The sequence below is a fragment of the Chloroflexus islandicus genome (genome assembly GCF_001650695.1).
GTDB classification, from domain to species: domain Bacteria; phylum Chloroflexota; class Chloroflexia; order Chloroflexales; family Chloroflexaceae; genus Chloroflexus; species Chloroflexus islandicus.
In genome coordinates, this window is sequence record NZ_LWQS01000035.1 from 90,369 (window position 1) to 100,510 (window position 10,142).

Annotated in this window: 12 protein-coding genes; 7 read left to right on the top strand and 5 right to left on the bottom strand. The window is 60.9% G+C overall.

What is annotated here, in order from left to right; translation table 11 throughout:
• Window positions 1-55 precede the first annotated feature (55 nt).
• Complete coding sequence (locus A6A03_RS03445) at window positions 56-889, top strand: DUF92 domain-containing protein (protein ID WP_066783569.1); 834 nt, start codon at window positions 56-58, stop codon at window positions 887-889.
• A 60-nt stretch (window positions 890-949) separates the two neighbouring features.
• On the opposite strand, the gene A6A03_RS03450 is transcribed toward A6A03_RS03445, so the two are convergent.
• The gene (locus A6A03_RS03450; RefSeq protein WP_066783570.1) at window positions 950-1,477 is read right to left on the bottom strand and encodes a PspC domain-containing protein; all 528 of its coding nucleotides are present in this window, start codon (window positions 1,475-1,477) and stop codon (window positions 950-952) included.
• 96 nt (window positions 1,478-1,573) lie between these two features.
• On the bottom strand, window positions 1,574-2,122 hold the full coding sequence (locus A6A03_RS03455) for a macro domain-containing protein (RefSeq protein ID WP_066783571.1): 549 nt from the start codon (window positions 2,120-2,122) through the stop codon (window positions 1,574-1,576).
• A 211-nt stretch (window positions 2,123-2,333) separates the two neighbouring features.
• Between A6A03_RS03455 and A6A03_RS03460 the strand changes: the two genes are divergently transcribed.
• From A6A03_RS03460 to A6A03_RS03480, 5 genes are all read left to right on the top strand, one after another.
• Window positions 2,334-3,338 carry an NYN domain-containing protein gene (locus A6A03_RS03460; RefSeq protein ID WP_066783572.1) on the top strand — a complete coding sequence of 335 codons (1,005 nt, stop codon included), beginning with the start codon at window positions 2,334-2,336 and terminating at the stop codon, window positions 3,336-3,338.
• Window positions 3,339-3,460: 122 nt separating this feature from the next.
• Entirely contained in the window at window positions 3,461-3,811 is a 351-nt protein-coding gene (gene rsfS / locus A6A03_RS03465; protein WP_245668808.1) for a ribosome silencing factor, read from the top strand.
• Window positions 3,812-3,819: 8 nt separating this feature from the next.
• Window positions 3,820-4,035 carry a hypothetical protein gene (locus tag A6A03_RS03470; protein ID WP_066783574.1) on the top strand — a complete coding sequence of 72 codons (216 nt, stop codon included), beginning with the start codon at window positions 3,820-3,822 and terminating at the stop codon, window positions 4,033-4,035.
• 124 nt (window positions 4,036-4,159) lie between these two features.
• Window positions 4,160-4,861 carry an SDR family NAD(P)-dependent oxidoreductase gene (locus tag A6A03_RS03475; protein ID WP_066783576.1) on the top strand — a complete coding sequence of 234 codons (702 nt, stop codon included), beginning with the start codon at window positions 4,160-4,162 and terminating at the stop codon, window positions 4,859-4,861.
• A gap of 222 nt (window positions 4,862-5,083) precedes the next feature.
• Complete coding sequence (locus tag A6A03_RS03480) at window positions 5,084-5,950, top strand: PAS domain-containing protein (RefSeq protein WP_066783578.1); 867 nt, start codon at window positions 5,084-5,086, stop codon at window positions 5,948-5,950.
• 368 nt (window positions 5,951-6,318) lie between these two features.
• Here A6A03_RS03480 and A6A03_RS03485 read toward each other — a convergent pair whose 3' ends face one another.
• Window positions 6,319-7,359, bottom strand: a complete 1,041-nt coding sequence (locus A6A03_RS03485; RefSeq protein ID WP_066783580.1) for an NAD-dependent epimerase/dehydratase family protein — start codon at window positions 7,357-7,359, stop codon at window positions 6,319-6,321.
• Window positions 7,360-7,373: 14 nt separating this feature from the next.
• Window positions 7,374-8,606, bottom strand: coding sequence for a DUF190 domain-containing protein (locus A6A03_RS03490; RefSeq protein ID WP_066783582.1), 1,233 nt, complete (start codon window positions 8,604-8,606; stop codon window positions 7,374-7,376).
• A gap of 239 nt (window positions 8,607-8,845) precedes the next feature.
• Between A6A03_RS03490 and A6A03_RS03495 the strand changes: the two genes are divergently transcribed.
• Complete coding sequence (locus A6A03_RS03495) at window positions 8,846-9,145, top strand: FHA domain-containing protein (protein ID WP_066783584.1); 300 nt, start codon at window positions 8,846-8,848, stop codon at window positions 9,143-9,145.
• A 183-nt stretch (window positions 9,146-9,328) separates the two neighbouring features.
• Here the strand turns inward: A6A03_RS03495 and A6A03_RS03500 are convergent.
• A partial coding sequence (locus tag A6A03_RS03500; RefSeq protein WP_066783595.1) for a flagellar hook assembly protein FlgD occupies window positions 9,329-10,142 on the bottom strand: 814 nt, incomplete at its 5' end.

Sequence of the window (10,142 nt, forward strand, 5' to 3'; positions counted from 1 at the left end):
GCAATGGCGCTCTGCGATCTTTTTTGCCGCTCCGGCGTAGAGTCGGGGGAAGACTATGATCGACCTCATGCAGATCGGGCTTGGGTTCATGCTCAGCATTGCCATCGGCGGCGTCGCGTTTGCCCGCCGCTCGCTGAGCGAAAGCGGCTGGTTGGGCGCGGTGTTGGTCGGCACGCTGACGTTTGGCTTTGGCGGCTGGCCATGGGGCTTGACGCTGATCGTCTTCTTTGTCACGAGCAGCATACTCTCGCACTACAAAGAATCGATCAAAGAACGGCGGGCTGCCGAGAAGTTTTCTAAGGGCGGCAGACGCGATTTCTTCCAGACCATCGCCAACGGCGGGCTTGGCGCGCTCTGCGCGGTAGCGTTTGCGCTCAGCGGCCAGCCATGGTGGCTGCTGGCAGCCTTCGTCGGCCTGATGGCGACGGTGAATGCTGATACGTGGGCAACCGAACTCGGCGTGCTCAGCCCGCATCCACCCCGGCTCATCACCACCCGCCAGCCGGTGCCGCCGGGTACGTCTGGCGGCGTGACCGTGCTCGGCACCTCGGCAGCCGCTGCCGGCGGCCTCATCATCGGGCTGGCGATGTTTGGGTTTAGTGCGCTGGCTATGCCGGGCGAACCCTTGCCGTGGTGGATGATCCCCGCCGGTCTGCTCGGCGGCTTGGGTGGGGCCCTGTTTGACAGTTGGCTCGGCGCGACCGTCCAAGCCATTTATGTCTACCCCGACGGGCGCGAAACCGAGCGCCGGGTGGCCCGCGACGGCACCCCTAACCGCTTCCTGCGCGGCTGGCGCTGGATGGATAACGATCTGGTGAACTTGATTAGTTCGGTAGGGGGAGCGATCATCGCGATTGTGATCGCGATGATCGCCGGAGGCGCGCGGTAGGGGCGCGTAGGGGCATTGCGATGCAATGCCGGGCATTGCGCCGCAATGCCCCTACGCCTCCTACCGCGCCCGCCGCAAGAGTACTAAACCCGCCACAATCATCAACACCGGGAAGAGCAACGAGAGGTTCACGCCGAGCTGCTCGAGCAAAATCAACCCGCCGATCCCGATCAAGATCAAGCCGAGCAGGCTCCAATTCCGCCGTCGCGGCGGCGTGGTCGCCAGATTGACCGTCTCACCTACCGCCGGCCCGCCGATCGGTTGGCCCGTCAGCGGGTCAAACCGGTAGCTCGGATCGGGTGCGTAGCCTACGCGCGCTTGCCCGCCACTCTGCCCTTGGCCGGCGAAGACCTCTTGGTTGACCGGCTTTGTACCGCTGGCCGCAGGCGTAAACGGTGTCGTTGGGGTGTCTTTCGGCATCACAATCCAGAGCGCGAGATAGATCGGCAGGCTAATGCCGTTGATGAAAAAGACCAGTACAAAGATGAGGCGGACGATCACTGGGTCAACGGCAAAGTATTGCGCCAGCCCGCCACAGACGCCGCCAATCATCTTGTCGGTGCTGCTGCGTGTAAGTCGAGTCTGCATAAATCACTCCTTCCAACCGAGGCGCATGCGGCGCGCCTGCATGCTCTGGCGATATGACGCCGGCAACACCGGATTGTTGCACCTTCCCGCCGATGATTATGGCTGCATCTGCGCGAACGCCTCCCGGTAGACTGGGAAGGTATCGCGCCACAGCACCATGCGTACCAACGTTGGAGCCTGATGGAGCTGCAGGTCTTCGCGGAGTGCGCGCAAGACCAGCGGCGCCGCGCGCTCGACCGGGAAGCCGTAGATGCCAGTGGCGATGCTGGGGAAGGCAATGCTATCCAGACCGTATTGGCGGGCTAACGCCAGACTGGCATGGTACGCGCTGATCAACAGCCGGTCGGCCTCTTCCGGGGCATACCGGCTAAAAATCGGCCCCACCGCGTGAATCACATACCGCGCCGGCAAGGCAAAACCGGGGGTAATCCGCGCCTCGCCGGTCGGGCAAGGCGCGACCGCGTTGCACGCCTGCTGCATCTGCTCGGCGCCAGCGGCGCGGAAGATCGCGCCGCACACCCCGCCGCCTTGCTGCAACGCCTCATTGGCAGCGTTGACAATCGCATCAACCGCTTGCGTGACAAGATCCCCCTCAACCAGCTCAATCCGGGATTGGCCTACGTGCAACGAGAGCACCTGATCCATCGCGCGCCTCCTTAGCTTGCTTACAGCTTGTTCGACGCCGTATGTAACGCAGAACTGTAGCAGACCATGCGGCGTTTGTAAACTGCCGATCGCCAAAAGCGATCGTGGAGATAACGCAGCCATCGTCCCCGATTTGCCTCACTCTGTGCAACGTTTGCGCGCCAGCAACGTATCTTGGAGTAACGGAAATGCTTAGCTTCACGAGGTCACAATGCCGCCATCACCATCCAACCTCTCGCTCAAGCTCATCAATGACGCCTTCCACCAGTTGACTCGCACCAATCACCAGCTCACGCCAACAACCAATAGCATCACGACCCCGGCCACCCTGATCGTACCTGAACGCCGGGTGGCGCTGTTGATCGACGGCGAAAACTGCCCGGCCACCTATGCCGAACAGGTTATGCGCCACCTTGCCCACGAACCCGGCCCGATCGTGGTTCGCCGGGTCTACGCTAATTGGTCACTCCCCAATAACCACAGTTGGATCGAGCCGGTGGCGCGTTACGACCTGCGCCCTATCCATCAGGGCCGGGTGGCGACCAACAAGAACGCGATCGACATTTTGCTCACCGTCGAGGCAATGGAGCTGCTCTATCAAGAACGGATCACCTGTTTCTACCTCGCCGCCAGCGATAGCGACTACACCCCGCTCATCAACCGCTTGCGCGCCGCCGGCGCTGAAGTGATTGTGATTGGCAATGGTCATACATCCGACGCCTTGAAAGAAGCGTGTACCCGCTTTATCCCGCTGAGTAAGCCAGAACCGGCCAAGAGCGACGAGAATGCAAGTATGGCTGAAGTTACGCCACCACAGCCAGCGCCTACGTCGCCCCACGCAATGGCCGCACCACCATCCCTCGCTGCTACCCAGCCTAGCGCATCTCCACTTGCCGGCCAGTCTGCCTCATCAACAGCGACCACGGACTCAACGGCGGCGACCATCCGGCCCCTCTACGAAGCGGCCTTCCTGATGGTGCAAGCTATCTGTCAAGCGCCCAAACGTGACCACGAAGGATGGGTTGGCATCGGCGTACTCGGCCAGCAGCTACGCCGTCTGGATCGAACCTTCACTGCCAATCAGTTCGGCTACAGCAAGCTATCACAACTGATTGCGGCTTGCGTGGCGGAATACCCTCATTCCTTCGAGCTACGGGAATCGAACCCTTACCCGCTCGATGTCCGGCACAAGGTGAGGGCTGCCATCCTTGGTTGAACGATCGATCGCCAATCACTTGTGCTATCATGACGTTGTAAAAACTGCGCGATCAGGTTTTACAACCTGCGTCAAATATGATAGGATCAAGATAACGATAACGCGACGCAACATAGGAGGACATGACCATCGAGACAGGAATGATTGCCCGCCGCATCGTCGAGCTGGTCGAAGACAAGCAGGCCCACGACATTATGCTGCTTGACATTCGTCCGCAGACAACCATCGCCGATTACTTCATCATCTGCACCGCCGACAACGATCGGCAAATGCGCGCGATCATCGACCACATCGACGAGAAGATTTCGACCGAGCACGGGTTGAACCCGCGCATCGAGGGGAGCGCCGACACCGGCTGGATCGTGCTCGACTATCGCGATATTGTCGTGCATATCTTTAGCCAGAGCCAGCGTGAGTACTACCGGCTCGAACGCCTCTGGAGCAAGGCGATGCCAGTAGTCGTCGTACAGTGAGGAGCATTATGGGCAAGGAGACTACGCGGCGCAAAGCGGCGTCGCGACGCAAGCGGTTCGTGTTGTTCGCCAGCGGCGCTGCGCTCGGCAGCGCGCTCGGCCTCATCGCCGGATCAGTGTTGACCTTCTGGCTGGGTGAGGGGGCGCTGCGCGCTATTCAGCGCGGTCTGCGCCGGCTCGGCGGCGACGATGGACGGCCGCATTTTGACCTGCTGATGCAGTAGGCCATACCGAATCGGGTAACGATGGAGTTGCCTGCAAGGGGATGCTCTCCGGTTGTCTGAGCATAGAAGGCGACTCTGGCGTTAGCATGCGCCAGAGTCGTTTGTATCAGCGAGAGGAGCGTGCATGGATCTGGCAGGAAAAGTGGCGATTGTCACCGGCGGCGCCGGCGGGTTGGGGGTTGCAGTGGTGGAACGGCTGCTTGGCGCTGGCGCAGCCGTGATCACACCGTATGTTGATGAGACGGCTTTTGCGCGGCTGCATGAGTGTTGCCCGGCCGCCATCGGCGTGCGCGTCGATCTGACCGATGAAGCGGCGGCCAAAGCGGCCTACGACGCGATTGCGGCAACGCACGGCGGCATCGACATTCTGGTCAATTCCGCTGGCGGCTTCGCCGGCGGCGAACCGGTGCATCAGACGCCATGGTCACTCTGGCAAAGCCAGCTCGACATCAACCTCAAAACGGCGGTCATCTCGTGCGCCGCGGCCATTCCCCACATGATCGCCCGCGGCGGCGGCGCGATCGTCAATGTCAGCAGCCGCACCGCCACCCAAGCCGGCGCCAACCTCGCCGCCTACGCCGCTGCTAAGCGCGCCGTGCTGCAACTCACCGAAGCGCTCGCCGCCGAACTCCTCCCCCACGATATTACCGTCAACGCCGTTTTGCCAAGCGTGATCGACACCCCGGCCAACCGGGCAGCCATGCCTAACGCAAAGCATGACCGCTGGGTCAAACCCAGCGAGATTGCGGCGGTGATCCATTTTCTGGTCGGCCCCGCCGCGCGCATCATCAGCGGCGCCGCCATTCCGGTGTATGGGAAGGCGTAGCGGGGTGGGGGGCGGGGTCGTTAAGGTGATTGCGGGCAAGTGATCATTGCTGCAACTATCGGCCAAGTGCCCTCAGCAATAACGTTGTTACGCCTTTTGCGGCTCTTCGTGGCCATTTTATGCCACAAGATTTGACACCCCTCCCCTCCCGCACTACAATCTCTCATAGCCCCGTCGCACCGTGACCACGCCGTCAACTCCCTGTCTTAACCAGAGGTCGTTATGTCAACCGAAGAGCAGCGCCTGTTGCGCGAACTCAACGATCTGCGCCAACGCTACGCTATGCTCGTGCGCGCATTGCGGCTCATGATTTACGACTACGATGTCGCCACAAGCACCATCACATGGAGCGGCGAAACCGAGTACGTCTGCGGGCGCACCCTCAGCGAACTCGACGGCGGGCTGGCCCAATGGGAAGAGTTGATCCATCCTGATGACCGCGAACGGGCGTTGCACCTGTTGGGTGAGGCTGAGGCGAAGCTGAGCGAGTATGACATCGAGTATCGCTTCCAGCACAAGAACGGCTCGTATGTCTGGATTCTCGACCGCGGCTATTTTCTGGCCGGCTCCGACGGCACAGCGGCGCGTATGATCGGGATGATGCAGAATATTAGCGAGATTAAGGCGATCGAGTTCGAGCGTCTCCAGATGCAGGAAACGATCATCGCCGCCCAAGAGCGGGCCCTGCGCGAACTCAGCACGCCGCTGGTGCCGATTAGCGATCGGGCGGTTGCGTTACCGCTGATCGGCGTGATCGACCAACGCCGCGCGGGCTTGATTATTGAGACCTTGCTCGAAGGGGTCGCCACGCGCGGCGCTGAGATGGTGATCATTGACATCACCGGCGTCGCCACGGTTGACACCTTTATCGCCGATGCGCTGATCCGGGCGGCGCGAGCAGTGCGCCTGCTAGGGGCGCATGTGGTGTTAACGGGAATCAGCCCCGAAGTGGCGCAAACTTTGGTCAGTCTCGGCGCCGATTTGAGCGTCTTCGAGACCCGCGCCACCCTGCAAGACGGGATTGCGCTAGCGATGAATGGTGAATCGCTGCGGGGCAGAGGCAGCGGAGTAGCGCACACCAAAAAGTAAGGGCGGGTTTGCCACCCGCCCCTTACCGCTCGACTATACACTCCCCTCTCCCGCGTTAGTTGATGGGCGGACAGAACATCAGTCTGGAACCCGGCCCTTTAGGGCCGGACTAGGCTTACGAAGCCCGCTGCGCGGGCTGATGCCCCCACCCCTTGCCCCTCCCCCAGCGGGGGAGGGGTGATTGAGAGCGTAGCTCGGGGCTTTACGGCATCGCACAGCGATCGACAGTTGTACGCGATCAAACGTTCTGTCCGCTCCTCAACGCATTAGTGGGAGAGGGGCTGGGGGTGAGGGTAAAGCGGCACATTGCAACGCCTTCAACCACATGTGCGCTTATGGGGTCTGTCCGCCCCTTCGCTGGCTCGCGGCTAGAAGAACAGCTTCGCCAATTTCAGAATGCCTTGGCTCCACGGCACCCGGTGCGAGACGCCGGTCTGCTGACCAAACCGCTTGGCGTTGGCAACGTACCACTGGTAATTGCGTACCAGCGCTTCTTTATTTGAGTATTTGGGCGTAAAGCCTAGCACCCGCTCGGCCTTTTCGACCGACACAAACGAGTCTTCGGTTACAGTGCCATACGCCCACTTATAGACTGGCGACAGCTTGAGCTTTTCCAGAATCGCCAGCGCCCACACCATCGGCGCCGCCGGGAAGGTAATGATCTTCTTGCCGTGACCGGCTGCGTCGAGCACCGCCTGAAAATCCTCTTTGATCGTAGTGAACTCTTTGGCGCCGATGTTGAAGGTGTCGTTCACCCGATCGCGATCGAGCGTCAAACAGCGCACAATCGCTTCGCAGAGGTCTTCGACATCGAGCAACTGGTAGCGATTCTTGCCGTTGCCGGGCAACGGGAAGTTGTGGCCCTCCATCGCCCAATCGTACAGCATCGCAAAGATGCCGAGCCGCTCAGGGCCAACGAATGACTTGGGCCGCAAGATCGGCACGCACATCCCGGCCTTGCGAAACTCAAGGCAGAGCTCTTCGGCTTTGACTTTCGCTTCACCATACGGCCCCACCCCGCTGAGCCGATCCGTTTCCACCAACGGGTGATGGTCAGGAATGCCATACACGGCGGTTGACGAGATGTGGACAACCCGCTCAACCCCGTGAGCGCGAGCCGACTCGAGCACATTGCGGGTGCCGTCAATATCAGTCGAGAAGATGTCAGCCGGCGAATAGAGCGGCAACGCCGCCGCCGTATGCACGACAAACTTCACATCCTTCATAGCCCGATCGACCGCCGCCCGATCGCGAATATCACCCGTATGCTCTTCGATCTGGCTGCGCTCAGGATAGTCGAAGGGAGCAATATCCAGCGAACGCACAATATAGCCGCGCGCCAAGAGGTAACGCGCTAGATTGATGCCGAGAAAGCCGGCGCCGCCGGTAATGAGAACCCGATCAGCCATACGTTTCCTACCTACTATTCGCTTTGTTGTAAGAGTGCCCGAATTAGGGCGCCACGTGCGATTATACCCGACAGCCGGCCATCTGAGTCAACCACCGGCAAGCGTTCCGCATTCACGTTCAGCAACTGGCGGGCAGCGGCGCCTAACCCAGCATCAATCGTCACGATCGCTGGCGCTGGCTCGACCAAGCTATCGATTGCCCGGCGCGCGCCGGGCAGCGCCGCCGCCGGAGTGGGTTGCGCCCGTTGCAACGCAGCCAATAGCGCCGCGCGTTCGTCACCCTGTAAGCGCATGAGCACATTGCTCAAACGCAAGATTCCGGCTAGCCGCCCATCGCCGTCAACGACAAACAAGAGATGGCTCGGCGCCGTGATCAGCATCGCCAATGCTGCGGCCAACGGCTGGCCAAGCGCAACCCGCGCCGTCGCCGCCTGCATCACCATCCCCACCCGCACCGCAACCGCGTTTGTATCGGTTGGTTCTGGTTGGCGCGCGGCTGCCAGCAAAACTTCGCGCTGGCCGAAGATGCCCGCTAACCGGCCATGCCCATCAAGCACCGGCACCTGCGCATACCCCCACTCGATCATCATTGTCAACGCTTGCGGAATTGGCATGGTCGAGGGCACGCCTCGCACCTCACGATTGGCCACCTCGCCCACTGTGCGCCCCTGCATCGCTGCCAGCGCGGCGGCGCTTTCCGCCGGTTCCAGCACACTGAGCAAACTGGGAGGTAAACGCAACCCGCCACGCCACACCAATTCACGGGCCGAGATCGTCCCAACCACGGTTTCGTTCTCGACCACTGCCAAGAGATCAGCTTGCGCAGCAGCGATCTGCTCCAGCGCCACGAGCAGGGGAGCGTCCGCTGCAATTGCCGCCGCCTCGGTTTGCATGAGATCCGACACCAACTGTTCGGCGCCAAACGGCCCGCTGGGGCGCAAGACGCCCTGTGCCACTTCTACCGGCTCGATCGTGATCAGGGCATCGCGCGCTACCTCGCTGATCAAGGGCAAGATGCGTTGGATACGGAGCGCGTGGTCAACCCACTCGATAATCACCGGCTGCCGTTCGGCGTCCGGCAATACCTGCCGGCGCGGCCCAAAGCCGGCCAGCGCCGGCAACGCCGTTGCGCCGGTCGCTCCGCTCTGGCGCAATTCAGCCAGCACCGCCTGATACAACGGTCGATCGCCGGCCCGATCTTCACCGTTGAGATAGATGCGCACTCGTTGCACTATTGGCTCGGCCATAGTTAGCTGCTCCTATGCTGTGATGTCGCTGCCGGCGCATAACAGAGCGACGCCAAGATTCGTCGCAGCACGAACCTGATTGGACGGATCGATACGATACGTGCGCCGGTGACGCCAATCTGAGACAAGCATAACATAATAAATAGCCCAAAGGTCACACTTGACAAAATGAGAAGTCAATGAGAATCATAAGAATATATATTGTTTCATCGCACTAGTTCTGTTCGCCGGAGGCCCTTATGAACCGAGAATTAACCCTCATCGGCGTGTCCGGTTCACGAACCGGGCAACACATCGTGGTCAATCGCCGTTCGATGGTGATTGGCAGCGCCCGCCAATGCGACATCGTGTTACACGATCGGCAGGTGCTCGAGCGCCATGCCGAGATTGCGCAAGCTCTTGAACGCTGGTTTATCACCCCGCTTGACACCGGTGCGTTGGTGGCTTTGAACGGCCATCGCATCAATGGCCGCCAGCGGTTGCAGAGCGGAGATCTGCTGTCGATTGGCAGCGCGGCGTTTAAGGTGGCTGATCGGTAACGCGATCGCACTAATGGGGGTGGGCGTGCCGCCGGTAGGAAATCCTGCCGGCGGTAACGTTTTATCTTCCTTCTCTCTGGTTCACCATATAACCACTTTGCGCCCTTTGTGGAGCCGGACAGTCGTCCGGCGCTACTACGCCTTTGCGTTTATTGACCCTGCGTCATTGCCCGCCTTGCGCCTTCAAAATCCGACATCGATGATCGTTCGCCCGGTGCGATCTTGGAAGAAGCCGACCCCATCTTGAATCAGACCGACGTAGAAGCCCATGCGGGTTTCACGCTGCAAAATCCGCACCCGGCCAATAATCTCGGCCTCTTCACCGGGGTAGAGAAAATCTTCCACGAACGGTTGCGCCCACTCTTCGGGCGGACGCGGCGAAATTGACCAGCGGTACGGGTAGCGTTTCGGGCCGCCGCCACTGTTGGCATCCCAATCCATGCCAACGCGCCAAAACCCGCCGGCTTGTGCCGCATAGGCCCCATTTTCCACCGACGAAAAGACCTCATCGGTGGTGTATTCATACCCGCTCGGCGGGCCGTAGGTACGGATCGGCACTGTGCCGGTATTGCGCACCCGGATCGTGACTGTAATCACTTCGCCCAACATCACCCGCTGCGGCGCAATCATCGAATAGACAATGCGCGCTTCGGGTTGGCCAACCTCAGCGAGGGTGATCTGGCCCTGCCGCTGCACCACATTGCCAAACGGATCTTCGGCGCGCACGGTGTACGTGTAGACACCGGCGTCCAGTAACGAACCGTTTGGCCGCTTGCCGTTCCAGACGTGCCGCTGCTCGAATGGCCCCTCCTCTTCGCGGGTCACGACCGGGATCACTTCACCGTTTGGCGCCAGCACCTCGATATTCACGGTTGCACTCACCGGCAACCGGTAGGTAAACTCGGCCACATCGTCAATTGCGTCAGCGTTGGGTGAAATCACCGGCGGCCAGACCATCAGATTTTCGATGATCGGCGGTTCCCTCCCCCCCCCCCCC

Coding starts and splice junctions, on each gene's coding strand:
- A6A03_RS03490 (WP_066783582.1), bottom strand. CDS start 8,606: ATGGCCGAGCCAATAGTGCAACGAGTGCGCATCTATCTCAACGGTGAA.
- A6A03_RS03485 (WP_066783580.1), bottom strand. CDS start 7,359: ATGGCTGATCGGGTTCTCATTACCGGCGGCGCCGGCTTTCTCGGCATC.
- A6A03_RS03450 (WP_066783570.1), bottom strand. CDS start 1,477: ATGCAGACTCGACTTACACGCAGCAGCACCGACAAGATGATTGGCGGC.
- A6A03_RS03470 (WP_066783574.1), top strand. CDS start 3,820: ATGGGCAAGGAGACTACGCGGCGCAAAGCGGCGTCGCGACGCAAGCGG.
- A6A03_RS03475 (WP_066783576.1), top strand. CDS start 4,160: ATGGATCTGGCAGGAAAAGTGGCGATTGTCACCGGCGGCGCCGGCGGG.
- A6A03_RS03455 (WP_066783571.1), bottom strand. CDS start 2,122: ATGGATCAGGTGCTCTCGTTGCACGTAGGCCAATCCCGGATTGAGCTG.
- A6A03_RS03480 (WP_066783578.1), top strand. CDS start 5,084: ATGTCAACCGAAGAGCAGCGCCTGTTGCGCGAACTCAACGATCTGCGC.
- A6A03_RS03445 (WP_066783569.1), top strand. CDS start 56: ATGATCGACCTCATGCAGATCGGGCTTGGGTTCATGCTCAGCATTGCC.
- A6A03_RS03495 (WP_066783584.1), top strand. CDS start 8,846: ATGAACCGAGAATTAACCCTCATCGGCGTGTCCGGTTCACGAACCGGG.
- rsfS (WP_245668808.1), top strand. CDS start 3,461: ATGACCATCGAGACAGGAATGATTGCCCGCCGCATCGTCGAGCTGGTC.
- A6A03_RS03460 (WP_066783572.1), top strand. CDS start 2,334: ATGCCGCCATCACCATCCAACCTCTCGCTCAAGCTCATCAATGACGCC.